Origin of the sequence: Flavobacterium ginsenosidimutans (assembly GCF_003254625.1) — a bacterium.
In the GTDB taxonomy this organism is placed as follows: Bacteria; Bacteroidota; Bacteroidia; order Flavobacteriales; family Flavobacteriaceae; genus Flavobacterium; species Flavobacterium ginsenosidimutans.
This window is the reverse complement of the sequence record NZ_QJRJ01000074.1, coordinates 1-25,203: the sequence shown is the minus strand read 5'-3', so window position 1 is coordinate 25,203 and position 25,203 is coordinate 1. Positions and strand designations below refer to the sequence as shown.

17 protein-coding genes are annotated in these 25,203 nt (G+C 32.7%); 7 read left to right on the top strand and 10 right to left on the bottom strand.

Features of this window, described 5'->3' with window-relative positions; all coding sequences use genetic code 11:
• Positions 1-64 precede the first annotated feature (64 nt).
• The 3 genes from DM444_RS08550 to argS form a co-directional block, all read right to left on the bottom strand.
• The gene (locus DM444_RS08550; protein ID WP_111285623.1) at positions 65-1,507 is read right to left on the bottom strand and encodes a RagB/SusD family nutrient uptake outer membrane protein; all 1,443 of its coding nucleotides are present in this window, start codon (positions 1,505-1,507) and stop codon (positions 65-67) included.
• Between the two features lie 4 nt (positions 1,508-1,511).
• Entirely contained in the window at positions 1,512-4,706 is a 3,195-nt protein-coding gene (locus DM444_RS08545; RefSeq protein WP_111285621.1) for a SusC/RagA family TonB-linked outer membrane protein, read from the bottom strand.
• 421 nt (positions 4,707-5,127) lie between these two features.
• Complete coding sequence (argS, locus tag DM444_RS08540; protein WP_111285619.1) at positions 5,128-6,906, bottom strand: arginine--tRNA ligase; 1,779 nt, start codon at positions 6,904-6,906, stop codon at positions 5,128-5,130.
• 332 nt (positions 6,907-7,238) lie between these two features.
• On the opposite strand from argS, the gene DM444_RS08535 reads away from it, so the two are divergent.
• Positions 7,239-9,659, top strand: a complete 2,421-nt coding sequence (locus tag DM444_RS08535; RefSeq protein WP_111285617.1) for a TonB-dependent receptor domain-containing protein — start codon at positions 7,239-7,241, stop codon at positions 9,657-9,659.
• A gap of 98 nt (positions 9,660-9,757) precedes the next feature.
• Here DM444_RS08535 and DM444_RS08530 read toward each other — a convergent pair whose 3' ends face one another.
• The 3 genes from DM444_RS08530 to DM444_RS08520 all read right to left on the bottom strand — a co-directional run bounded on the left by DM444_RS08530 (position 9,758) and on the right by DM444_RS08520 (position 12,220).
• Positions 9,758-10,429 (bottom strand): copper homeostasis protein CutC, encoded by a 672-nt coding sequence (locus DM444_RS08530; protein WP_111285615.1) that lies wholly within the window; start codon positions 10,427-10,429, stop codon positions 9,758-9,760.
• Positions 10,430-10,611: 182 nt separating this feature from the next.
• Complete coding sequence (locus DM444_RS08525) at positions 10,612-10,935, bottom strand: GIY-YIG nuclease family protein (protein WP_111286008.1); 324 nt, start codon at positions 10,933-10,935, stop codon at positions 10,612-10,614.
• Between the two features lie 277 nt (positions 10,936-11,212).
• Positions 11,213-12,220 carry a 3-oxoacyl-ACP synthase III family protein gene (locus DM444_RS08520; protein ID WP_111285613.1) on the bottom strand — a complete coding sequence of 336 codons (1,008 nt, stop codon included), beginning with the start codon at positions 12,218-12,220 and terminating at the stop codon, positions 11,213-11,215.
• A 262-nt stretch (positions 12,221-12,482) separates the two neighbouring features.
• Between DM444_RS08520 and DM444_RS08515 the strand changes: the two genes are divergently transcribed.
• On the top strand, positions 12,483-14,894 hold the full coding sequence (locus tag DM444_RS08515) for a S9 family peptidase (protein WP_111285611.1): 2,412 nt from the start codon (positions 12,483-12,485) through the stop codon (positions 14,892-14,894).
• Positions 14,895-14,946: 52 nt separating this feature from the next.
• On the opposite strand, the gene DM444_RS08510 is transcribed toward DM444_RS08515, so the two are convergent.
• The 3 genes from DM444_RS08510 to DM444_RS08500 form a co-directional block, all read right to left on the bottom strand.
• Complete coding sequence (locus DM444_RS08510; RefSeq protein ID WP_111285609.1) at positions 14,947-15,897, bottom strand: ABC transporter ATP-binding protein; 951 nt, start codon at positions 15,895-15,897, stop codon at positions 14,947-14,949.
• Between the two features lie 105 nt (positions 15,898-16,002).
• The gene (locus DM444_RS08505; RefSeq protein ID WP_111285607.1) at positions 16,003-16,698 is read right to left on the bottom strand and encodes an OmpA family protein; all 696 of its coding nucleotides are present in this window, start codon (positions 16,696-16,698) and stop codon (positions 16,003-16,005) included.
• A 19-nt stretch (positions 16,699-16,717) separates the two neighbouring features.
• Positions 16,718-17,224 carry a lipocalin family protein gene (locus DM444_RS08500; RefSeq protein ID WP_111285605.1) on the bottom strand — a complete coding sequence of 169 codons (507 nt, stop codon included), beginning with the start codon at positions 17,222-17,224 and terminating at the stop codon, positions 16,718-16,720.
• Positions 17,225-17,424: 200 nt separating this feature from the next.
• Here DM444_RS08500 and htpG point away from each other — a divergent pair, with 200 nt between their 5' ends.
• The 5 genes from htpG (at position 17,425) to DM444_RS08475 (ending at position 24,299) form a co-directional block, all read left to right on the top strand.
• Positions 17,425-19,308, top strand: a complete 1,884-nt coding sequence (htpG, locus tag DM444_RS08495) for a molecular chaperone HtpG (protein WP_111286006.1) — start codon at positions 17,425-17,427, stop codon at positions 19,306-19,308.
• A 173-nt stretch (positions 19,309-19,481) separates the two neighbouring features.
• Positions 19,482-20,738: a patatin-like phospholipase family protein gene (locus DM444_RS08490; RefSeq protein ID WP_111285603.1), complete on the top strand. Its 1,257-nt coding sequence runs from the start codon at positions 19,482-19,484 to the stop codon at positions 20,736-20,738.
• Between the two features lie 146 nt (positions 20,739-20,884).
• Positions 20,885-21,721, top strand: a complete 837-nt coding sequence (locus DM444_RS08485; RefSeq protein WP_111285601.1) for a hypothetical protein — start codon at positions 20,885-20,887, stop codon at positions 21,719-21,721.
• A gap of 131 nt (positions 21,722-21,852) precedes the next feature.
• Complete coding sequence (locus tag DM444_RS08480; protein WP_111285599.1) at positions 21,853-22,626, top strand: DUF4369 domain-containing protein; 774 nt, start codon at positions 21,853-21,855, stop codon at positions 22,624-22,626.
• A 416-nt stretch (positions 22,627-23,042) separates the two neighbouring features.
• On the top strand, positions 23,043-24,299 hold the full coding sequence (locus DM444_RS08475; protein WP_111285597.1) for a hydroxymethylglutaryl-CoA reductase: 1,257 nt from the start codon (positions 23,043-23,045) through the stop codon (positions 24,297-24,299).
• A gap of 206 nt (positions 24,300-24,505) precedes the next feature.
• On the opposite strand, the gene DM444_RS08470 is transcribed toward DM444_RS08475, so the two are convergent.
• Positions 24,506-24,958: a hypothetical protein gene (locus DM444_RS08470; RefSeq protein ID WP_111285595.1), complete on the bottom strand. Its 453-nt coding sequence runs from the start codon at positions 24,956-24,958 to the stop codon at positions 24,506-24,508.
• Positions 24,959-25,203 lie beyond the last annotated feature (245 nt).

Sequence of the window (25,203 nt, the reverse complement as noted above, 5' to 3'; positions counted from 1 at the left end):
TATAAAAAATCCGGAAGTTTTTAAGGCTTCCGGATTTTTTATATTTATTATTATTTTTCTTAACCTACAAAGGGTTTTGAACAATTAATGGATTTGCATCTATTTCTGCTTGAGGAATTTGAAAGATAAATCTATTATCTCCTGCTGGAATATTAAATTTACCAAATGCAGGATGATTTGAACCATCATAATCTCTTGTTAAAGAAACCCCTAATCGCTTCATATCATACCAAGCACAACCTTCTCCCCATAATTCAATTCTTTTTTGAAGAATTATTTCATTAATTAATGAAGAACCTGAATTTGTAGAAAGCGTATATGACGGATCTCTAGTTATTGTTATCTCATACAATACTTGCTTTGCTGAAGCTTCATTTCCAGATCTTGCAAGTGCTTCTGCTTCTATATAATACATTTCAGAAGATCTCAAATAAATGTAACTACCGGCGTCTATAGTTGGATCTCTAAATTTTATATTTGCATAAGCTGGTAAAGATGGGTAAGTCAAATTTCCTGATGGTGAGACAAAGGCTTTTTTTCTAAAATCAGTTTCTGAAATACTGTTATACAAACTTTTGTCTATATTTTTATAAATTCCCATTCCACCTGCGTATCCCGACGCGTTTGTATTATCAAAATGTCCAAAGAAATTTGCAACAAAAGTACTAGTTGAAGAATTTAGTGTTGCTCCCCACATGGTTTCATTAGATTTTGTAATATAAAAACCATTCATCCATTCTGTTTCATTAAGCAAAGTATAGTTTTTTCTTGCTAGGTGAGCCATATTTGCAGCCTCTGCATATTTTCCCATTTCTAAATATACTTCTGCTAAAAAAGCCTCTGCAACAGTCTGATCTACAGAATCATTATTCAATCTTTTATACGATGCTAATAATTCTATAGATTCCTTTAAATCGTTTTCTATCAAACTATACACCTCGCTCACGTTAGATCTTGCCTTACCTTCTAATGTAGGCTCTATATATAGAGGAACACATAATTTCGTTTCATTACCAATATATGTAGGTCCATAAGTACGTGCCAACATAAAATAGAAGTAACCTCTTAATGCCAAAGCCTGGCCTCGAATTGCCTTTAAATTCTCATCTGCAGTATTTGAAGGAATACCGCCAAGTACAATATTAGTCGATTTAATCTGAGGATAGTAAGTATTCCATACTAATCTAGATCTTGCATTCGTTTGTTGTCTCCCAATGTAAGTATAGAAGGATTGGTACCAACTCGATTTTGTCATTAGCATATCATTAGACATCATATCCATTGCAGAAAGTACAGATTTATGACCATAATCTTCATGATTACTTCCAATTGCCAATCCATAAGATCGTAATGCAGAATAAATTCCGCTTACAATAGCTTGATTCGCCGATGTAGAAGTTGCCAATTGTTCTTTATTAATTGTTGATTCTGGCATTGTATCGAGAAACTCTTTATCACAACTTGTAAGAGCCAATAAAAATACAATTGCTATTATTATCTTTTTCATGTCCTTAAAAATTTACTGTTAAACCAAATGAAACACTTCTCATCACACCATACACATTAAGTGATTGCCCATTATTTACCCTTTCTCCTAATCTATTTAGCCTTGGATCCATTCCTGTTCTCTTAGACCATAATGCTAAATTTGATCCCATCAAAGTAAATTTTGTAGATTGTATACCTAAATCCCTAAGCCAAGCGTCGTTATAGTTATATCCTATCGAAACATCTTGAAGGCTTATATAATCAGATTTTATTAAGAAATAATCTGAATTTCCCATTTGATAGATTGATATATGATCAACTCTTGGTATGTTTGAAGTAGGATTATCAATTGTCCAAGCTTTTGTCACATCTTTATGATAATTCTGACCTATATTATCCGATCCTGAATACATTGCAGATTGGTAAACTCCATCATACATGTAACCTCCAAATTGATAAGCAAAACTAGCTTGAAACGTAATGTTTTTATATCTAAATAAAGTTCCAAATCCACCATATACATCTGGATTGGCATCTTTTTTACTCAAATATGTTGTAGCGTCTCCAAAGACATTCGTAGTTACTTTATTTCCTGTTAAGTTTCCACCAGCATCTTTCTCGTCTTTATACCATAATGCATCGCCATTTGTTTTATCTACTCCAGCAAATTCTCTTAAAAAGTATGAATAAGCAGGAACACCAACTTCAAAACGATAAATTCCATCTGTAAATGCTTTTGGTAACGACGTTATCTTGTTTTTATAGCTTGTTGCATTAGCCCAAATATTGAAGTCAACATTTTTATTTTTAACGACATCAACTCCTAAATTTATCTCTATTCCTTTATTTCCCATGTCTCCAATATTTTTAGAGACAAACGACGTTCCTGTAGACAAAGCGATAGGAAAATTGTATATTAAATCACTAACGTTTCTTTCAAAATATTCAGCTTCAATAGAAATTCTATCAAATAAAGTAATATCAAATCCTGCGTTTAAGTTTTTAGATTTTTCCCATTTAACACTTTTATCTGCTTCAAAAACATTTAAAACACTTGCGTTACCTTCAGAGTCAGGCACTACTTCGTATTGAGTTTCGTAAGCATAATAGTTTCTTAAACTTCCAAAATAACTGCGATGACTAATTTGTGAAGTAACAGGATAATTTATATTGTCATTCCCTTGCTCTCCATAACTACCTTTTATTCTAAAATCTGTGATCCATTTTGTTTTAGGAAAGAATGACTCTTTAATCACAGACCATGCAAGTCCAAAACCATAGAAATTACCCCATCTATTTTCTGGAGCAAATACAGAAGATCCATCTCTTCTAAAGCTTCCGTTAACAAAGTATTTATTTTTATAATTATAGTTTAATCTTGAAAAATAACCCTCTACTTTATATAGATCATTGTATCCATCCAAGTAACCATATTTGGTAGCGTTGCTAATTATTGGTAAATCAGATATCATCACATTACTTTTTTGTCCCGCTAGCATTTTTGAAGTAAAATCAGATGATTCATGTCCAATTAATACATCTAATGCATGCTCTCCAAAAGTTTTTTTCCAAGATAATAATTGCTGATTCGTTAATGTATATTGGTTTTTAGTAGCTGTTCCTATTCTACCATTAACTCCCATATCATCACCGCCTTCACCTGTTGTACTTGTTAAGTAATAACCAGACAATAAATCATATCCAATATTATATCTAAAATTAAAATCTTTTAAGAAATCAATAGAAACATAAGCTCTGGCACCAAACTTATTTTCTTCATTTAATTTTGTATTTAACAATGTAGTTGCATACGGATTCAAATTTGACCCATACGGTCTATCTCCCTGTTGATTAAAATCATAAGATTTAGTGCCATCTTCATTATAAATCATATTACCACTTGCGTCTCTTTGCCAAATTGGATATATAGGAGCGATATTACGAGCCCAACTAAATAAATTACTATAAGTTGAAGATGACGTATTTGAAATTGGAGCATTTTGATTTGAATGTGCGTAATTTACATTTGTTCCTATTTTTACTTTACTCGAAACATTATAATCTACATTAGCTCTCAATGTTACGCGCTCAAAATTCGAATTGATAGTATAACCCTCATCTGATAAATACCCAATAGACAAATAAGAGTTAAGATTGTCTGTACTGCCAGACAGACTTAAATATTGCTCCTGTCTAATAGCATCTCTAAATAATGCTTTTGACCAATCGTCGTGATACAACAACTTAGCATCTGCATTTATTTCTCCTGTTATTGGATTTATAACTTGATTATTGGCTACATTATAATTATTATATCCAAGAGAATAAGTATCCCCTTCTATTAAATTTTGGACAGCAATACTTGAAGCATTAGCTGGCGTTTGTCCTTGATAAATTAAACCATTTTTAACTCTATTGTATACTGCTTTATAATAATCAGCTGGATTTTTAATCATGTCATATTCAGGCACAGCTCGTGAGTTAACACCAATTTTAGTCTCATAAGTAACTGTCAATTGCCCTTTCTTTCCTTTTTTGGTTGTAACAATTATTACACCGTTTGCGCCTCTACTTCCGTATAGTGCGTTAGATGATGCATCCTTTAAAAAACTAATTGATTCGATATCCTGAGTTGATATAGAGTTGATATCTCCATTAAATGGTATTCCGTCTACCACATACAATGGAGCATTTGAAGATGAAATTGAACCTATACCTCTAAATCTTACTTGCGGCGGGTCTCCAGGCTGGCCTGAATTAGCACTAATTTGTACGCCGGCAACTTTCCCTGTTAAGGATTGTACTGCATTAGATGCTTGAGATGTTTCTAACATTTTTGAATCAATTTTAGAAACAGCTCCAGTAATTTCTTGTTTCTTTTGTGTCCCATAAGCTACCTGAACCACAACTTCCTGTAATTCTTCACCAGCTTCTTGCAATTTAATATTTACTGCAGATGCATTCCCAACTGTAATTGCTTGATCTTTCATACCCATATAAGAAAACAGTAGAACATCTCCCGTTTTTGCTTTAATCTTATACTTTCCATCAAAATCGGTTTGAACTCCATTGCTAGTTCCTTTTACCACAACATTTGCACCTGGAATTGGTCCGCTTCCATCCGATACAATTCCAGAAATTGTTTTTTCCTGCGCAAAAAATATTTGAACAGTAAACAAGAATACAAGAATTGCAAACCCTTTAATTTTCTTTTTCATTTATTGTTTTTTTAATTAGAGGGGCGAACTTAAAAAATTAAAATAATTTTAACAAGTATTAAATTACTTTTAACATGTAAAAATATAATACTAATACTACATTTTATATTTTTGTTGAAATTAAAAAATAATCGCTTAAGAAGAGAAATAAAAATAATTGAGAGAAAAAAACCGTCTAATTACTAGACGGTTCTTGTTTTATCTCTATCATCTTTACTAAAAGCGTACTAATTCAAAATAGTTAAAAATGAATATTAGAAGAGTTGACTTATAATATTATCACTTGCATTGTAATACTTACAAAGCCACTGCAAAATTATTTGAGAATTTTATTACACTTGTACCTTTGAAGCCAAAAAAACAATAAAAAAAGCCAATAGTTCGAAAACTATTGGCTTTAAAATTTATTATGCTTTAATTCTTACATTCTCTCTGGAACTTCAATTCCTAATAGCTGGAATGCAGAATTTATTACCTCTGCAACTTTTTGAGAAAGCTGCACTCTAAATATTTTTTTCGTTAAATCAACTTCTCCTAAAATATGTACTGATTGGTAAAAAGAGTTGTATTCTTTTACTAAATCGTAAGTATAATTGGCAATTAATGCTGGACTATGGTTTTGGGCCGCGTTCTGGATTACTTCTGGGAAAAGTTCGATTTGTTTAACCAATTCTTTCTCTTTTTCATGAAGTTCCTCGATTTCGATTTTGTTAGAAAAATCAAAATCTGCTTTACGGATTATCGATTGGATTCTTGCGTATGTATATTGAATAAACGGACCTGTATTTCCAGCAAAATCAACAGATTCTTCTGGATTGAATAAGATACGTTTTTTAGGATCCACTTTTAAAATGTAATATTTCAAAGCTCCTAAACCAATTGTTTTGTACAATTTTGCTTTTTCCTCATCAGAATAGCTATCTAGTTTTCCTAAATCTTCTGAAATCTGTTTTGCTGTATCGGTCATATCTTGCATCAAATCGTCTGCATCTACAACAGTTCCTTCACGGCTTTTCATTTTTCCAGAAGGCAAATCAACCATTCCGTATGATAAATGATACAGACTTGAAGCCCAGTCAAAACCTAATTTTTGCAAGATTAAGAATAATACTTTAAAATGATAATCTTGCTCGTTTCCAACAGTATAAACCATTCCGCCAACATCTGGCATATCTTTTACACGCTGAATTGCAGTTCCAATATCTTGCGTCATATAAACTGCGGTTCCATCAGAACGCAAAACAATTTTACGGTCAAGACCTTCATCAGTCAAATCAATCCAAACAGAACCGTCTGGATCTTTTTCGAAAACTCCTTTATCTAAACCTACTTGTACAACATCTTTTCCTAAAAGATAAGTGTTGCTTTCGTAGTAATATTTATCAAAATTAACTCCAAGATTGGTGTAGGTTGTAGCAAAACCATCATAAACCCATTCGTTCATTTTTTTCCAAAGTGTGATCACTTTTTCATCTCCAGCTTCCCATTTCTTAAGCATATCTTGAGCTTCGATAATAATCGGCGCTTGCTTTTTTGCTTCTTCTTCTGTTTTACCAGTTTCGATTAAACCGTTAATTTCATTTTTGTAAGCTTTGTCAAACTCCACATAATATTTACCAACTAGTTTATCACCTTTTAAACCAGAAGTTTCAGGAGTTTCTCCGTTTCCGAATTTCTCCCAAGCCAGCATTGATTTACAGATATGAATTCCTCTATCGTTGATAATTTGAGTTTTGTAAACTTTTTTACCAGAAGCTTTTAAAATCTCTGCAACAGAATATCCTAACAAATTATTACGAACGTGTCCTAAGTGCAAAGGTTTATTTGTATTTGGAGAAGAATATTCGACCATAACTGCTTTTTCAGCTGGGTTCGGAGCTACAAATCCAAATTGCTTTTGGTCTTTTATTCCATTAAAGAAATCTACATAATAGCTGTCTGAAATTACAATATTCAAGAAACCAGAAACTACATTAAAGCGAGCAACTTCAGAAACATTTTCTACTAGATAATTTCCTATTTTATTTCCCAATTCAGCCGGATTACTTTTAATCACTTTCAGCAAAGGAAAAATTACCATTGTAATATCTCCTTCAAACTCTTTTCTAGTAGTTTGAAACTCGATTTTATCAACAGTAACATCAAATAATGCTTGTATTGCTTTTTGTATAGAAGGTGTAAGAATTTGTGGTAATGACATGTAAACTTATTTTAAAGTGAGCAAAGATACTGCTTATTCATCAATTAGAGAAAATCAAAAACATATTAAATTCAAGAAAAGAATTTCAATTTGATAAAAAAGCTATTTTTTTAATTGTTAAAATTATCAAAAATTTAAAAGCTTAAACTCTTACAAAACAAGGCTTACGATTTTTTTTGTGCTTTTTTTCACATTTTCTTGTAACATATCGATACCTAAAGAGTCTTAATAGTGACTTCAATTTTTTTGAGGCAAAGAAAAACAAAAAAAAGAAAAACTAACAAAAACAAAAATCATCATCAATCAAATCAAAAATAATCAGTAAAAAAATCATGAAATTAAAATTCTTTCTGTTTGCGCTATTAGGGATAATCGCAACAACACAGGCCCAGAATACTGGTAGTGTTTCTGGAAAAATTACAGAAAAGTCAAACAATGCACCTATTTCTTATGCAACTGTTTCGCTTAAAGAAAATGGAAAAGTGGTTTCTGGTGTAAACACAGATGACAACGGAGACTTTTCATTTAAAAACATCGCATTAAAAAGTTATACGATCGAAATTCAGTACATCGGATTTAGAAAATATATCGGTTCTGTTCTTTTGAGCGAAAACAAAAAATCTGCAACTGTAAATGTTTCGCTTGAAGAAGAAGCTACACAACTTAAAGGTGTAAACATTGTAAGCGAGCGCTCTACTATCGAGCAAAAAATTGATAGAAAAGTAGTTACTGTTGGTAAAGATTTAACAACGGCTGGAGCTTCTGCATCAGATATTATGAACAATATTCCTTCTGTGAATGTGGATCAGGACGGAAAACTTTCGCTTCGCGGGAATGATAATGTTCGTGTATTAATTGATGGACGCCCTACTAATATTGACCCTGCTCAATTATTGAAACAGATTCCATCAACTTCTATCAAAAAAATCGAGCTGATTACCAATCCAAGTGCAAAATATAATCCAGAAGGAATGTCTGGAATCATCAATATTATTTTGCATAAAAATGCTAACACTGGTTTTAATGGAAGCTATAGCGGTGGTATTACTTTTGGTGAAACTGCAAAATACAATCAGTCTTTAGATTTGAATTATAAAACAGGAAAAGTAAATTTCTTTGGAAACGTTGGTCAAAATTTTGGAACATACCATAATAAAGGTTTTATCCAAAGATTTGATGAAGATATCACTCAAAATATAGATGTTTTGAATGATAATGAATCATATTTATACAAAATTGGAATGGATTATTTAATCGATGATCACAATACTTTATCTATTTATACCAACCAAAACAAATCTGACGGAAAAGGTTATGTAGATACTAATATTGATTACAATAATGTAACTGATTCTGATATTTCAAATATTTTACAAAAATCAAAATATTGGGGGCCAGACCGAGTTGGAACATACAATTTAGCATACAAACACATCTTTAAAAAAGAAGGTCATACATTAGATTTTGAGGCAAATTACAGCGATAATAAAGAAACTCAAAATGCTTCATTCGACACTCAAACAACTAACATTGACAATACAAGTTCGGCTGTAGTTTATGATGATTTTCTAAAAGGTGGCAGAAAACTAAGCACCGTAAACGTAGATTATGTTAATCCGTTAAACGAAAAAACAACTCTTGAAGCTGGCGCTGAAGCAAGAATCACAAGAACTGATAATGATTATATAACTGGCAATCCTTCGCTTCCTGTTGCAGATCAAACATCTCATTATACTTATGACACAGATATTTATTCTGCTTATGTAACATTTGGACAAAAATTCAAAAAGCTAAGCTATCAAGTAGGTGCACGTTTTGAAAGTTATAAGGTTCAGGCGAACTTAAATTATGGACAGACTAAATTTGATGATGATTACATCACTTTGTATCCATCAGCTTATTTAACCTATAATTTGACTGAGAAAAATACTTTGCAATTAAGCTACAGCCGTCGTGTAGACCGTCCGAGTTTAGAGCAGACAAAACCAATTCGTGAATTTGCCACTCCGTTAGTTACCTCAATAGGAAATCCTAAACTAAGACCTCAGTTTACCAACTCGATTGAAGTAAATTATACTAAAACTCTTGAAAAAGGAAGTTTTACTGCTGGAGTTTTCGTGAGAAGCATTAATGATCAAATCAGTAGAATTTTATATCCAGATCCTAACGATGCAAGCGAGCAAAAGCAAATTATGAGTTATACAAATTTTGATCATAATACTGCTTACGGATTTGAAATGTCATTAAATTATAAAATCACAAAATGGTGGGATATTCAGCCATCGATTGATTTCTCAAGCATTGATCAATCAGGAGTTATATATGGTTTTATTCCGGAAGAAAATCAAATTGGACCTAAGAACAAAACAGTTACTGTTGCTGCTTTTAATGGACGCATGAACTCTAACTTTAAAGTAAACAAACGTTTAAGTTTCTTAGCTTTCGGATTCTATAGGGGTGCAACAGACGGGCTTCAGAACAACAGCCACGAAATGTACAAAATGGATATTGGTACGCGATATACATTGTTAGACAACAAAATGAATTTAAGTGTTCGTTTCAATGATGTATTTAATACTATGAAATATGCTTTCGATACTGAGAATCCTTACCCTCAAGCTGGGCAGTTTAAATGGGAAAGTCAAACAGTATATTTTGGTTTAACTTACAATTTTGGAGGTGGAAAAATCAAAAATTTACAGCGTAAACAAAGAGAAGACAATACTAGCCAAGGCGGAGGCGGAATGTTCTAATCTTGTCTGAGAAGATTTTTTAAATAATTTTTGAATATTTCTTGTAAAAAAAAGTCTGGAGGTTGCCATCTCCAGACTTTTTTCGTTTTAGTACCTATTTATAAAAAGTTTCGTAATTCTTTTATTTCTTCTGGATTTGCAATTTCAGAATTATCGGTGATTGCTGAAGAATGATAAAAAGTCAGATCTAATTTTTCCTGAAGTAATTTGATGTTTGAAGATCGTAAACCACCGCCAGGCATAATTTCTATTCTGTCGCCAGCTAGTTCTTGAAGCCTTTCTAAAGCGATAATTCCTTCTTCAACATTTACGCCTTGACCAGAAGTTAAAATTGTTTTGAAACCACATTCAATAATAGATTCAAGTGATTTTTCTGGATTTTTCACTACATCAAAAGCACGGTGAAAAGTACAAGAAAGCGGATGCGCTAGATGTACCAATTCTTTGTTTTGCTTTTTATTTATTTTTCCGTTTTCCTTTAAAATTCCGAAAACAAAACCGTCAACTCCTAGCTTTTTATATTGCTTGATATCTTGTTTCATTTCCGTAAGCTCTTCGTCAGAATAAACAAAATCACCACCTCGAGGCCTAATAATGACATGCATTTTTATATCTATGCTTTCGCGGACTTTTACCACTAAAATTGAGTTTGGCGTTGTTCCTCCCAATTTCATATTTTCACATAACTCAATTCTGTCCGCGCCATTTGCCTGAGCAATTAACGCCGATTCATAATTAAAACAAGCTATCTCTAGTTGATTTTTTTTCATTGTTATTTTATTAAAAGAGGCTTCGACGACGCTCAGCCTGACAAACTGCGAAACAATTATGTTCAATCTTTGTCTCCCTGAGCGGAGTCGAAGGGCGCTCCTATTGGAACGTGGGCTTCGACTCCGCTCAGCCGGACAAGTCGCCTCTGTTCTACTGAACAAAACCGACGGCTAATTTACTACTAAACATCCTTTTTATTAAAATTTTTATGAGTTGTTTTATTCAAACATTGAGAAAGTTTTTTCAAATCCTCCCATTTATCTTTTATTATAGCTTCTTTCTTTTTTCTGCTCCAGCCTTTTACTTGCTTTTCAAATGCAATAGCTTGGATGACATCATTAAACTCCGTACAAAATACCAACTCTAAAGGTCTTTTATTAAATGTGTAGCTTTCTTTATTTAAACCATAATTATGTTCATTTAGTCTTCTATTTATATCATTTGTCATTCCTGTGTAATAACTTCCATCAGAGCATTTCAAAATATAGACGTAATATCTTTTCATCATTTTCTATTTTAAAAAAAAATAAAAGTAAGAAATTTAACCCAAAAAACATTAAATAGAAGAGCGTGCCAATTGGAATGGGGCTTCGACTTCGCTCAGCCTGACAAATAGAAATCAAACACATACAATCCTCAAAGTTTTGTCTCCCTGAACGAAGTCGAAGGGCACTCCTACTGGAACGTAGGCTTCGACTCCGCTCAGCCTGACAAATCTGTATAAAAAAACCTGCTCCCAATAAGAAGCAGGTTTAAAAAAAATATAATGTAAGATGATTATTTTACCATTTAATAATAGCACTTGCCCAAGTAAATCCACTTCCGAAAGCTGCTAAAACTACAGTATCTCCCGATTTGATTTTTCCTTGTTCCCAAGCTTCAGTTAAAGCAATCGGAATAGACGCTGCCGTAGTATTTCCGTATTTCTGAATATTATTGTGAACCTGATCGTCTGTTAATTTGAATTTATTCTGAATGAATTGCGAAATTCTCAAATTTGCTTGATGTGGAATCAGCATATCAATATCTGAAACTTGCAGACCATTCGCTTCTAATCCTTCATTGATTACTTCTGCAAAACGAACTACAGCATTTTTAAATACAAATTGTCCATTCATATAAGGATAATAACTTTCGTCATTCGGATCATTATCTGCAATAATGTCTGTTACCCAACGCGCACCCATTCCTGGGGCTTGCAAAGCCAATTCCTCTGCATGCTCACCTTCTGAATGTAAATGCGTAGATAAAATTCCTTTTGTTAAATCTTCTTCACGGCTCAAAACTGCTGCTCCTGCTCCATCCCCAAAGATTACAGAAACTCCGCGTCCGCGAGTTGTCATGTCTAATCCCGTTGAATGAACTTCAGAACCAATCACCAAAATATTTTTATACATTCCAGTTTTAATATATTGATCTGCAACAGAAAGAGCATAAACAAAACCAGAACATTGATTTCTAACATCTAAAGCTCCTACTGTTCTTAAACCTAAATCTCTTTGAACCAAAACTCCTGGTCCTGGAAAATAATAATCTGGACTTAATGTAGCAAAAACTACAAAATCAATATCTTCTTTGGCAACGCCAGAACGCTCGATTGCGATTTTAGCTGCTTTCACTCCCATTGAAGTTGTGGTGTCTTCTCCACGAATAATGTGTCTTCGCTCCTGAATTCCGGTTCTTTCCTGAATCCATTCGTCATTGGTATCCATTATCTTCGACAAATCATCGTTAGTAACCACATTAGCAGGAACATAATATCCTAAACCAGCTATTTTTGAATGATACATATTCTATTATTATTTATTAAAAAATTGGATTGCAAATTTACGCATACTTTAAAATATACGCATACAAAATACTATTTTTTTCGTTATTAGCAATTTAATATATTTTAATTATATACTTACTTAGAATCATTTACTTCTTGAAAAGACAGTTTTCAGACACAAACACTGAAAAAAATTAAAAATCGGGCACAAAATGTAACAAGACAAAAGTATCTTAGACAAACATTTTGAATACCATTTACAAACCCATAAAATTCAGACTATGAAATTAAAGGTTACACTCTTTTTATTTTTAAATATAAGCTTTTTATCTTTTGCGCAAGAGAATCTAATTTATCAAAAACCTTCTAAATCTATTTTAGATTTGGCAGATTATCAAAGAGCTCCTTCAGTATCGATGGATACAAAAAAGGAGAATATGCTCTTAATGTACCGCAACACTTATAAAACGCTTGATGATTTAAATCAGGACGAGCTTCGTTTGGCCGGTTTAAGAATTAATCCTGTTACTAATATTTCGAGTACGGTAACTTATCTTATCAATCTTAAATTAAGGAAAGTAAGTGGAAAAGAAGAAATTCAAGTGAAAGACCTTCCTACTAATCCAAAAATATCAAACATTCTTTGGTCTCCAAACGACAAAAAAATCCTATTCTCTCACACTACAAATTCTGGTGTAGAACTTTGGGTTATAGATGTAGCAACAGCACAAGCTACAAAACTTACAGAGGCTTTAGTAAATGCAAATCTTGGAAATCCGTTTAATTGGTTTTTAGATAACGAAACCATTTTAGTAAAAATGCTTCCTAAAAACAGACAGCCACTTTTAGACTCTAAAAAAGATTTACCGACTGGACCAATTATTTCAAACACTTCAGGAGAAAAATCTCAAAACAGAACTTATCCTGATATGCTGAAAAATAAAAATGACGAAGCAAATTTCGAAAACAGCATAACTTCTGAATTATACAAAGTAAAATTAAATGGTGATGCTGTTTTATTTAAAGAAGCAGCAATGTATTTTGGAGAAGAAATATCTCCAGATGGCAATTATATTATGCTGACTACAATTCAAAAACCATTTTCTTATATCGTTCCTTTTTACAAATTTCCTTCTAAAACTTATGTTTATAATTTAAGTGGAAAAGAAATTAAACTGGTAAATGATGTTCCGTTAAACGAAATTACGCCAAAAGGTTTCATGGCAGTTCGTAAAGGAAAAAGAGAAATGGACTGGAGAAAGGACAAACCTGCAACATTATCTTATGTTGTGGCTTTAGATGAAGGAGATCCTGCTAAAAAAGTTGACTTTAGAGACGAAGTTTTCCTTTGGGATGCGCCTTTCGATAAAGAAGCGACTTCATTAGTAAAAACACCACAACGTTTCTCTGAAATCACTTGGGGAAATGACAACTTAGCCGTACTTTCAGAAGAATGGTATGACACTAGAAGCACCAAAACTTTTTTGATTAATCCATCAAATCCAAGTCAGCAACCAAAATTAATTACGGATAGAAATTCGCAAGATGTTTATTCAGACCCCGGAGTTTTCGAAACAAGAAAAAATGATTACAATCAATATGTCTTAGCTGTTGAAAAAAATAACCTTTACAGAATTGGCGAAGGTTATACTAAAGATGGACAATTCCCTTTTGTAGATGAATTCAATGTTGAAACTTTGAAATCAAAACGCATTTATACTTCTGCTTATAAAGATAAAAAAGAGGATATTTTAGAAATTGAAGATTTTAAATCTGGAAAAATATTAGTTCAGATTCAGTCAAAAAGTGAGTATCCAAATTACTTCTTCAGAAATATAAAAAAACAAAACAGCTTAACACAAGTTACTGATTTCAAAAATCCTTTTGAAAGCATTAAAAACGTAAGTAAAGAAGTTATTAAATACAAACGTAAAGACGGATTGGAGCTTTCTGGAACTTTATACCTTCCTGCGGATTATGATAAAACTAAAAAAGAAAAATTGCCGCTATTAATCTGGGCTTATCCAGCAGAATATAAAGACAGAAATAGTGCTTCGCAATCGACTCAAAATTCAAATGAATTTACATTTCCTTATTATGGATCATTTGTTTACTGGGTTACAAAAGGATATGTGGTTTTAGATGACGCTGCGTTTCCAATTATTGGCGAAGGAACTACAGAACCAAACGACAACTTTATTTCACAGTTAGTTGATAATGCTGCGGCGGCGATTGATGCAGTTGATGCTTTAGGATATATTAACCGTAAAAAAGTGGCTGTTGGAGGACATTCGTATGGAGCATTTATGACAGCTAATTTATTAACACATTCAGATCTTTTTGCGTGCGGAATTGCGAGAAGTGGCGCTTACAACAGAACTTTAACTCCATTCGGATTTCAGTCTGAGCAAAGAAATTATTGGGAAGCTCCAGAAGTTTACAATACAATGTCGCCGTTTATGAATGCCGAAAAAATGAAAACTCCAATTTTGTTGGTTCATGGAGAAGCAGACAATAACCCTGGAACTTTTACTTTGCAAACAGAAAGATATTTCCAAGCATTAAAAGGATTAGGAGCGCCAGCAAGAATGGTTATTCTTCCAAAAGAATCGCATAGTTATGTTGCCAAAGAAAACATTCTTCATTTACTTTGGGAACAAGATCAGTTTTTAGAAAAATATCTTAAGAATTAATTTCATTAAGCAATAAAAAGAAACCCGATAGAATTTACTATCGGGTTTCTTTTTATAAATAATTTAATGCTAGAAAAACTTCTTGTTCCAACGGCAGATCTATTTCACTTTCAAAGAAAATCAATTGCCTCTTGTGAACTGTCTCGATTAAATAATGACCTCCTCTAAAATATGTTCTTCTAATTTTCACCATTAATTTCGATTCTGAAACCATTTTAAACTGATGCGGATAAACCAATGTTTTGTGAGTTTCATCTTCGTAAGGCAACAACAAATGAGTTGGAATCTCATTCACTTCTCCAAATAATGAAGCAACATATTTTATTTTTGGATCTTCATATATTTTTGACGGATCGTCTTTAACGACTACTTCCCCATTTTTCATTACAATCGCCTGATCTGCAAAAGACAAAGCATCGGTGCTGTCGTGCGTTGCAATAATACAGGTAATTTCTTTTTGCTTTAAGTAACGGAATAAATTACGGCGAAGCGCATTTTTTCTAAAAGCGTCAATCTGACTAAAAGGTTCATCTAACAAAATTACTTCTGGCTCTAAAGCTAAAACTCGAACCAAAGCAACTCTTTGCTGCTGTCCTCCACTTAAAAATTTTGTTTTGGTATTAGCAAACTGATCCATTTCTACCATCTCCAGCAATTCCTGAACACGAAGTTTTTTCATGTTTGCAAAACCATTCGAAAGAAACTTACCTACGTTCTCTGCAACAGTTTCATACGGAGACAAATCAAAATCCTGCGCCAGATATTTCATATAAGGCATTCCAGGAATCAAATTAAATTTTGGCCCCAAAATAGGTTTATCACCATAAAAAATATTCCCCTCATCTAAATCATACAGACCGTATATAAGTTTAAGCAGCGTACTTTTTCCGCAGCCACTCTCACCAATAATCGCAATGTTCTGACCTTTCTCAATAGAAAAAGAGATGTTTTTTATAACGGGGCTATCAGTATACGTAAAAGAGATATTTTGAATGTCAAGCATGAGTTGTAATTGAGAGGTCAAATTTACAATGTTTAATTTCTAATGTCAAAAAAAAGCTGCTTCAATTATGAAACAGCTTTTTTTATATTTTATTTTGTTTTGAAATTATTTTCCAGCTTCCGCTTTAGCGTCATTTACCATTTTGTCATTTGCTGTAATTGAGAATTCAACACGACGGTTTTGAGCTCTACCTTCTGGAGTATCATTTGTTGCAATTGGATCTGCAATTCCTAAACCTGAAGTTTTGAAACGGCTTGCTTTTAATCCTTTTGAAACTAAATAAGCTTGTACAGAAGCTGCTCTTTGCCCAGAAAGTGTCAAGTTATATTCTGGTTTTCCTGTACTATCAGTGTAACCAAAAATCTGAATATCTGTATCTCCATATTCATTAAATACTGGAACCAATTTATCTAAGTTAGCTTTTGCAGTAGACGTTAAAGTTGATTTGTTAGTATCAAAACGAACTGAGTTTTCATTTAAAGTTAAGTGAATTCCTTCTCCAACTCTTTCTACAGAAGCACCAGGCAAAGCTTGGTCGATTTCACGAGCTTGTTTGTCCATTTTGTTTCCAATTAAAGCTCCAGTTCCACCACCTACAGCAGCTCCAATTGCAGCTCCTAATGCAGCGTTTCCACCTTTTCCTAAGTTATTTCCTAATACTGCACCAATCACACCACCTGCAACTGCTCCAATTCCGGCTCCTTTTTGTGTATTATTTGCATTTTTTACTGAATCACAGCTTGTAAAAAAACTCGCTATCATCATTAAACTGCTTAAACCTAAAACTGTTATCTTTCTCATTTTCTATATCTTTAAAATATTAATTAGCTCTTTGGAATTGATAAACTACATCTTTTACCTGACCTCCAACATTGATGTTATCAACTAACTGAAATGAACTTTCACTCACCCCTGCAACTTTAAGCAAATAACCATCTCTTACTTTCTTCGCTTTTTCACCTGCGTTAAGAATTTTCAGTACAAACAAACCTTGGTTGTTGATACTCCATACAATTGGAGAAGAAAATGCAGTACAACTTGGAGAAGTCAAAGCCATTGTTCCTTTATTATTGTTAGAAATAAAGCTCCAGTTACTTCCGATAAAACATTTTGAATCTGCAAGATCAAATGAATTTACTTTGATATAATCAGAACCTGGATAAGAAACATTGGTAAGCACCCAATTTCCTTTTAACGCTACTTGAGTCGATTTGTCAAGTTTTGTTGAAAGTGTTGTAGCCTCAGATGACGAAGCTGATGTTGACGAAGCCGATTTACACGCAAAAAACATAGCGGCAATCACGCATATAAAAATACTCTTCTTCATTTTATACAATTTTTTAAGATTAATATTTGTCGTTTTAACAATTATTGTACCACAAATATACGATTAGCTGAGAGATTATTTGTTTAACAATCTATTTATTTTCTTTCAAAATTAACATTCCGACATTTTGTCACCCAAAAATAATTGGTATTCTATTTGAATAAGTGAAAATCATCACATTAAATCAAAAATTAAAAAATATGGCAACAGGTAAAATTAATGTTTCAGTAGAAAACATTTTTCCCTTAATTAAAAAGTTCTTATACAGCGACCACGAAATTTTCTTGCGTGAGCTTGTTTCTAATGGTACTGATGCTACTTTAAAATTAAAACATCTTATCAGCATTGGCGAAGCGAAAGTAGAATACGGAAACCCAATTATTGAGGTTAAAGTGGATAAAGAAGGTAAAAAAATCCACATTATCGATCAAGGTTTAGGTATGACTGCTGATGAAGTTGAAAAATACATCAATCAGGTTGCTTTTTCTGGAGCTGAGGAGTTTTTGGACAAATACAAAGATTCTGCTAAAGACTCTGGAATTATCGGACATTTTGGTCTTGGTTTCTACTCTGCTTTTATGGTGGCTGAAAAAGTTGAAATCATCACAAAATCATACAAAGATGAGCCAGCTGCACATTGGACATGTGACGGAAGCCCTGAATTTACTTTAGAACCTGCTGACAAAACTTCACGCGGAACAGAAATCATTCTTCACATTGCTGAAGATTCTTTAGAGTTCTTAGATGATTCAAAAATCAGCGGTTTATTGAATAAGTATAACAAGTTTATGCCTATTCCAATTAAATTTGGAACAAGAACTGAAACGCTTCCAAAACCAGAAGATGCACCAGAAGATTATGTTAATGAAACTGTTGAAACTGACAACATCATTAACAACCCAAATCCAGCTTGGACAAAACAACCTTCTGAATTATCTGATGAAGATTACAAAAACTTCTACAGAGAATTGTATCCAATGCAGTTCGAAGAGCCGTTATTCCACATTCATTTAAATGTAGATTATCCGTTTAACTTAACTGGTATTTTGTATTTCCCTAAATTGGGTACAGATATGCAAATCCAGAAAGATAAAATTCAGTTGTACCAAAACCAAGTTTACGTTACTGACAACGTAGAAGGAATTGTTCCTGAATTCTTGACAATGTTAAAAGGTGTAATTGATTCTCCAGATATTCCGTTGAACGTTTCTCGTTCTGGTTTACAAGCAGACGGAGCTGTTAAGAAAATTTCAAACTACATTACTCGTAAAGTAGCTGATAAATTGAAAGCTTTATTTAACGAAAACCGTGCTGATTTTGAACAAAAATGGAACGACATTAAAATCGTTTTAGAGTATGGAATGCTTTCTGAAGAGAAGTTCTACGAAAAAGCAGGCGCATTTGTTTTGTATCCAACTGTAGATGATACTTATTTCACTTTAGAAGAATTAAAAGAAAAACTAAAAGAGAACCAAACTGATAAAGATGGTAAACTTGTAGTTCTTTATGCTGGAAACAAAGATGCTCAGCACTCTTACATTGAAGCAGCAAAAGATAAAGGTTATGAAGTATTGCTTTTAGATTCTCCGATTATCTCGCATTTAATTCAGAAAATTGAAAACGATAACAGCGGATTAACTTTCGTACGTGTTGATTCTGATCACATTGACAACTTAATCAAAAAAGAAGAAAATACAATTTCTAAACTTTCTGATGACGAAAAAGCAGCTTTAAAAACATCTTTAGAAGCTTATATTCCAAAAGCTTACAGTGTTCAGCTAGAAGCTATGGATTCTCAGGCAGCGCCGTTCATTATCACGCAGCCAGAATTTATGCGTAGAATGAAAGAGATGAGTCAAACAGGTGGCGGAGGAATGTTCGGAATGGGTAATATGCCAGAAATGTACAATTTGGTTGTAAATACAAATTCTGATTTAGCTTCAAGCATTTTAAATACTGAAGACAAAACGCACCAAGAGCATTTAGTTAAACAAGCTTTAGATTTAGCTAAATTATCTCAAAACCTTCTAAAAGGTGAAGCTCTTACCGCTTTCGTAAAAAGAAGCTTTGAAATGATAAAATAATCATTCGAAAATAAATATTTTAGAAATCCTGCAAATTAAGTTTTGCAGGATTTTTTTTGCTCAAAAAAATCACTTCAAAAAAGGGGCATTCTCCCCTTTTTTTACAAAACATAATTATATATTTTTGATTATCAATGAATTAATTCCAAAAATAAATCTAAATTCTAGAAATCATGGATAAGAGAAAATTTACAGAGAATGGCGAAATTCTAGCAATTTTAAAAGATTTAAAAGAACGAATCAAAGACAAAAAATTCTCTGACATTATCGACAACAATAATTGCCAATATGTTGATCTTGTGCAAGAAGGCGGTGGTGTTCTCGGAATCGCATTAGTCGGTTATGTATATGTTTTAGAAAAGATGGGAATTCGATTTTTAAGTCTTGCTGGAACTTCCGCCGGAAGCATTAATACGATGCTGATGGCTGCAGCAGGAACTTGTGATATCGAAAAATCGGAATGGATTTTAGATTGTTTATGCAATAAAAACTTATATGATTTTGTTGACGGCGATCGAGATGCGCGTGAATTTATCGATGCTTTATTGAGCGACGCTGGAAATTTAAAATTAATCATGAAAGGCTGTCAAGTAGTTGATAATTTTAAAGATGATTTAGGACTGAATCCAGGAAACAATTTTTATCAATGGATGACGAACTTGCTTTCGCAAAAGGGAATAAAAAATTACGCCGATCTAAAAGCTTTAAGAGAAAAAGGAGTTTCAGACGATAATAAATTATATCGAGTGCATACAGAAGGAAATGAAGAATATAAACGCATGGATCACTGGAGCGAAATGGCCATAATTGCCGCCGATATTACGACCGAAAGCAAAATTATTTTCCCAAGAATGATCGATTTGTTTTATTCTAATCCAGACGTTCAAAATCCAGCTGACTTTGTTCGCGCTTCCATGTCAATTCCGTTGTTTTTTACTCCTTTTAAAATTAAAAATATTCCAAGCGGAATCGAGGCTTGGAACAAATGGAATGATGCGACTTGTTTACGAACATCTGTTCCGTCAGAAGTTATGTTTATGGATGGCGGCATTATTTCAAATTTCCCAATTGATATTTTTCATGAAAACAGAAATGTTCCTGCATCACCAACTTTTGGAGTGAAATTAGGTTACGACAAAAATGAAATCAACAAAAATGAAAAATTACCCAATTTAATTAGTTCGATGTTTGATACCGCGAGATATGGTTACGACTTTGAATTCTTAAGAAAAAATCCAGACTTCAAAAACCTCATCGGATATATTGATACAGGAAGTCACAATTGGCTAAATTTCAATCTGACAGATGATGCCAAAATAGATCTTTTTATTCGAGGCGCTCAAAATGCTGCCGATTTTCTGGATCGTTTTAATTGGGAAGAATATAAGAAGATTAGAAAGGCAAAAAGCGATTATTATAAATCGGTTTAAATTCATTTCTAAACTATTACTATAATTTTTCTCTCAAAAAATCGTTATAAAATCCTGTAACCAAGCGTTACAGGATTTTTTATTGTAATTCATTTTTTTATTACATTTGACTGCCTTATTAATCTAATCCAAAAACAAATACCATTATGAAAAAGACTGCCATCTTACTAACAACTATTTGTGCTACAGCACTTTTGTATATCTCTTGCTCTAGCGATAATAATGAGCCAACTCAAACCGCAGATTTGACAAATATTGGGGCATCTGTTGCTATCGATGCTTCAAACGAAATGGACCTCAACACTGCTCTTCTAGTTTCTAACGGTACATCTACAACTGGAAAAACTACCGAAAGCGCTCCTGTTGCAGTTTGCGCTACAATTACAGTTACAACACCAACGGGAGAAAATTACCCAAAAGTATTTTTAGCAGATTTCGGAACAACAGGTTGTAAAGACGATAATAATTTGACAAGAAAAGGAAAATTAAGAATTACACTTTCTGGACCAATAACTACAACTGGAAGCAAAATGACTATTGAGCGACTAGATTATTCAATTAATAATCTTAAACTAGAAGGAACTATTGAATATACAAATACTACAACTGACGATACTGTTCCGCAATGGACTAGAAAAGTAACCAACGGAAAACTTACAGACTCAAAAGGCAATGTGTTTACTAATTCTGGAAATTACACTACAAAACAAACTGCTGGCGTTGACACTCCTTTTGTCTTAACAGATAATGTTTACGAAATTACAAGTGGAACACATACAATTGGTGCAGCAGATGGAACAGACTTAACATTTACCGTACAAGAAACATTGGTTAAAAAATATTCTTGTTTATTTGTCTCTAAAGGAAAATTAAAAGTTCAAGGTGGAATTTTTAACGGTGTTATTGACTACGGCAATAATGATTGTGATTCCGTTTACACTTATACAAATGAAAACGGCGCTTCATTTACTTTATCAATGTAAGAGCTTTTAATGCAAAACTTTAAATCCCAATTTAGAAATAGATTGGGATTTATTTTTTTTATAAAAATAAAACTTCAGCATCTTTACATTTAAACTATTTTCTTTATTTTGCACCAAAATCTAATAAACCAATGAAAAAAACTTTAATTGCTTTTGTTACTCTTGCACTAGTTGCATCATGCAGCAAAAAAGAATCATCTAGTGACAATGTACATATTACTGGAAACATAAAAGGATTAAAAAAAGGAACTTTATATATCCAAAGAATTGTTGATACTTCTCTAGTTGCTATTGACAGTATTAAAATAGACGGAAATTCTGCTTTTGAAACAGATATCAAACTAGAATCTCCAGAGATGCTATATTTATTCTTAGATCGTGGTGTAACCAATTCTTTAGACAATAACATTTTATTCTTTGCTGAACCAGGAAATATTAATATCGACACCAACTTAGACAATTATATTGCTGGCGCTAAAATTACAGGATCAAAAAACCAAGAATTATACGAGCAATATCAAAAAATAAACTCTCGTTTTATCGATGAAAACCTTTCATTGGTTGAGCCGCGTTTCAAAGCTATAAAAAGACAAGATCAAAAAGCATTAGATAGTTTAACTAAAAAAGTAGAATCTAACATTAAAAGAAAATACTTATATGCTACAAACTTTGCTTTAAACAATAAAGATTATGAAGTAGCGCCTTATATTGCTTTAGCGGAAATTTATGATATTAATATCAAATTTCTTGATACGATTCAAAAATCAATGACTCCTAAAGTAGCGAAATCGCTTTACGGAAAGAAATTGACAAAATACATTGGCGATCTTAAAAAAGAGCAACAAACAACTCCAGCAGAAACTAAAACTGAAGCTGAAGCAACAACAACTGAAGAACAAAAATAATTTTGTCTCCAATACAACAAAAAAAGCCCTGAGTTTTCAGGGCTTTTTTTATTCATGCTTTCATCTCTAAAATTTCATATTAAAAAAAACAGATTCAATACCAGTAATAAACAAAAAGCCAAATCTTATAAATTCTTGAATCGTGTTAAGAAACTTGAACACTAAATAGATTTCCAAAACAAACAAATCACAAAACATTAAAAAACAATTAGTTACAACTTAAAATTAGCTTTTTTAAACCATCTCACCAACCTTGTTTTTATAAAAACAGGATTTTTTCATATCTTTTTTTTCGACTTCAATTTTTATTCTCATAAATATTTGACAATCAAATAATTAAAAGTTAAATTGTCAGAATTTACATAGATATAAATTTAATTTGTAATAACTTAGCTTCAAATTAAAAAACTACATTTATGGAAAATTTTACCACCAACATCAGTCGACCTAAGTATGATTTTATAGATTCGGCAATTTTTCACAAATTAGAATCTTATAATCCAAACCATTCACAGGCACCAAAAATTCCAGACCAAGATCCCTACACTTTAAATGGTCAAAAATTACGTCTGAATTTTATTCGCAGTCAGTTAAATTTAGACTTGGATTTTCTGTCTGGAGAAAAAGTATTCACTAATAATGAAAGTCTAAAAGGCAATATCGAAAATTACATCGAAATGAGCCAGATTCCTACTGGAATAATTGGTCCATTAGTAATAAACGGAAGCGTTGCTCAAGGACCTTTCTATGTCCCTCTTGCTACAACCGAAGGTGCATTGCTTGCATCGTACAATCGAGGCGCAAAAGCCTGTCGAGAATCTGGACCAATAACTGTAATTACCCTTCAAGAAGGTGTGCAAAGAACCCCAACTTTTAAGTTTAAAACCGTAATCGAATTAGGCAAATTTGTCTCATGGGTTTTAGACCATACTGAAACCTTTTCGATATTGACCCGACAAAGTAGTAATTATGCCATTTTAAACGATATCGGCATTAATATCGAAGGAAATATTCTTATTTTAAAATTTGAATTTGCTACTGGCGATGCATCTGGCCAAAACATGGTAACAATTTGTTCAGACAGAATATGCCAGTATATCATAGAAAATTGCCCAATAAAACCTGTATTCTGGACCATAGAAGGTAATTTTTCGGGAGATAAAAAAATAAGTCCTTTAAACACTCGAGTTCGCGGAAAAAAAGTTACCGCAGAAATCGTAGTAAAAAACGAAGTCGTTAAATCAGTTTTAAAAACAACTCCGGCATTACTACACGAACAGTGGAAAATATGTGTTTCTGGTGCAAAAAAAGCGGGTGTAGTTGGCGGCGGAATGCATCCTTCGAATGCACTTGCAGCTTTGTTTATTGCGTGCGGCCAAGATGTTGCCTGTACAGGTGAAGCTTCTGTTGCGGTTACAAGAATGGAAATCACGGAAAACAATGATATTTATTTCGCCATTACCATGTCTAATATGATTGTTGGAACAGTTGGTGGCGGAACATCTTTTCCTACTCAAAAAGAATGTTTACAATTATTAGACTGTTATGGCGCTGGAAAAAGTGGCAAATTTGCAGAAATAGCAATTGCTTTATGCTTAACAGGCGAACTTTCCATTTTTGCGGCAATGTCTTCAGGACAATTTACAGCAGCACATGAAAAATGGGGAAGATAAATTGTTTAAATTCCAAAATTTAAATTCCAATTCCTAACACGAACTGGGAATCAATAACTCCAAAAGCTGCTAAATCAGTTTACAGAAAGAAGTTGACAAAATATATTGGTAACTTAAAAAGAGTACCGCAAACTGAAGCCCCAGCACAACAAAAATAATTTCGTTTATTATATAACAAAAAGCCCTGAAGATTCAGGGCTTTTTTATTAAGAATATTTTGCACGTGCAATTATAATAACTATTATAATTATAGAAACATATAGAACTATAAAAGAAATTGTAAAGACCGCTATATACTTAAAATGAGATTTTAAGTTCTTAAAAGACTTAGTAAGCATACTAGAGTCATTTTCTCTAAATGCTTTCTTTACATTTACTGCGAACTTATTTAAATAGTAAACTGGAAAAAAGTAAACAACTATTAGAATTACGTAAATTAATGCAATATCTTTTCCTGTAATACCATTTAAAGGCCCAACTCTTAATGTTGTAATCTTAGAGGATAAAAATCCAGAGATAGCCGCTAGCCCCATAAATCCAATTCCAACAAACCCAATGATAGATAGAACGTTTGCCCATTTAGCAGCTTCTTTTAGAAAACCTTTTGCTGATTCATCAAACTGCATTTCAAATTTTTCAAAAATTGATTTTTCTTCCATTATTTTTTTTTTCGCAAATATATAAAAAATAAATACTTTTCCTACAAAAAAATAAATACTTTACATAGCTGTCACAAAGAGCAAAAAAATCCAAATCAAATGAATTGGAGTTGGGGGATTTTACTTTTTCATAAAACCTTTGTCAAAGTTTAAAACTTTGACAAAGGCGATAATTTGGAATTTCAAAATTTGGAATTTTCATTTTTGAGCATAAAAAAACCACCACATTTCTGTGATGGTTTTTG

Coding starts and splice junctions, on each gene's coding strand:
- DM444_RS08550 (WP_111285623.1), bottom strand. CDS start 1,507: ATGAAAAAGATAATAATAGCAATTGTATTTTTATTGGCTCTTACAAGT.
- DM444_RS08545 (WP_111285621.1), bottom strand. CDS start 4,706: ATGAAAAAGAAAATTAAAGGGTTTGCAATTCTTGTATTCTTGTTTACT.
- argS (WP_111285619.1), bottom strand. CDS start 6,906: ATGTCATTACCACAAATTCTTACACCTTCTATACAAAAAGCAATACAA.
- DM444_RS08535 (WP_111285617.1), top strand. CDS start 7,239: ATGAAATTAAAATTCTTTCTGTTTGCGCTATTAGGGATAATCGCAACA.
- DM444_RS08530 (WP_111285615.1), bottom strand. CDS start 10,429: ATGAAAAAAAATCAACTAGAGATAGCTTGTTTTAATTATGAATCGGCG.
- DM444_RS08525 (WP_111286008.1), bottom strand. CDS start 10,935: ATGAAAAGATATTACGTCTATATTTTGAAATGCTCTGATGGAAGTTAT.
- DM444_RS08520 (WP_111285613.1), bottom strand. CDS start 12,220: ATGTATCATTCAAAAATAGCTGGTTTAGGATATTATGTTCCTGCTAAT.
- DM444_RS08515 (WP_111285611.1), top strand. CDS start 12,483: ATGAAATTAAAGGTTACACTCTTTTTATTTTTAAATATAAGCTTTTTA.
- DM444_RS08510 (WP_111285609.1), bottom strand. CDS start 15,897: ATGCTTGACATTCAAAATATCTCTTTTACGTATACTGATAGCCCCGTT.
- DM444_RS08505 (WP_111285607.1), bottom strand. CDS start 16,698: ATGAGAAAGATAACAGTTTTAGGTTTAAGCAGTTTAATGATGATAGCG.
- DM444_RS08500 (WP_111285605.1), bottom strand. CDS start 17,224: ATGAAGAAGAGTATTTTTATATGCGTGATTGCCGCTATGTTTTTTGCG.
- htpG (WP_111286006.1), top strand. CDS start 17,425: ATGGCAACAGGTAAAATTAATGTTTCAGTAGAAAACATTTTTCCCTTA.
- DM444_RS08490 (WP_111285603.1), top strand. CDS start 19,482: ATGGATAAGAGAAAATTTACAGAGAATGGCGAAATTCTAGCAATTTTA.
- DM444_RS08485 (WP_111285601.1), top strand. CDS start 20,885: ATGAAAAAGACTGCCATCTTACTAACAACTATTTGTGCTACAGCACTT.
- DM444_RS08480 (WP_111285599.1), top strand. CDS start 21,853: ATGAAAAAAACTTTAATTGCTTTTGTTACTCTTGCACTAGTTGCATCA.
- DM444_RS08475 (WP_111285597.1), top strand. CDS start 23,043: ATGGAAAATTTTACCACCAACATCAGTCGACCTAAGTATGATTTTATA.
- DM444_RS08470 (WP_111285595.1), bottom strand. CDS start 24,958: ATGGAAGAAAAATCAATTTTTGAAAAATTTGAAATGCAGTTTGATGAA.